This is a genomic window from Geodermatophilus sp. SYSU D00700 (assembly GCF_054050255.1).
This window is the reverse complement of sequence record NZ_JBJGZA010000076.1, coordinates 1-610: the sequence shown is the minus strand read 5'-3', so window position 1 is coordinate 610 and position 610 is coordinate 1. Positions and strand designations below refer to the sequence as shown.

Annotated in this window: 1 protein-coding gene; it reads right to left on the bottom strand. The window is 73.4% G+C overall.

The window, feature by feature from the left end:
- On the bottom strand, window positions 1-610 hold a 610-nt coding region (locus ACI79V_RS24335; protein ID WP_456893505.1), incomplete at both ends, for an ABC transporter ATP-binding protein.

The following is a 610-nucleotide window of genomic DNA, read 5'->3' as shown; positions in this document are numbered from 1 at the left end:
AGCGCTCGTCCTGGGAGACGCGCTTGCCCGACTCCGGGGAGAACACGTGCGCCTCGCCGGGGCGGATGGCCACGTGCACCACCTCGCCCTTGGCCGGCGGCTTGCGCGCGTCCACCCGCAGGGTCAGCAGCTTGTCACTCGCGCCGGCGGTGTCGGCGGCGTGCAGCGTGCCGTAGGCGTAGGCATCACTGCCCAGCTCCTCGACCACCGCCACCTCCACCGGCACCCCCTCCCCGGCACCGACCAGCTCCACCGACTCGGGCCGGAAGCCCAGCGTGGCCGTCGCCGCGCCCTCGGCGGCCAGCGCACCCACCGCGGTGCGCGGCAGCGGCACGGTGTGCCCGCCCAGCACCGCCCCGCCCTCGGCCAGCTGCACCGTCACCAGGTTCATCGCCGGCGAGCCGATGAACCCGGCGACGAACTCGTTGACCGGCTTGTCGTACAGGTTGCGCGGGGTGTCGACCTGCTGCAGCAGCCCGTCCTTGAGCACCGCCACCCGATCGCCCATGGTCATCGCCTCGACCTGGTCGTGGGTGACGTAGACGGTGGTGATGCCCAGCCGCCGCTGCAGCGCCGCGATCTCCGTCCGCGTCTGCACCCGCAGCTTGGC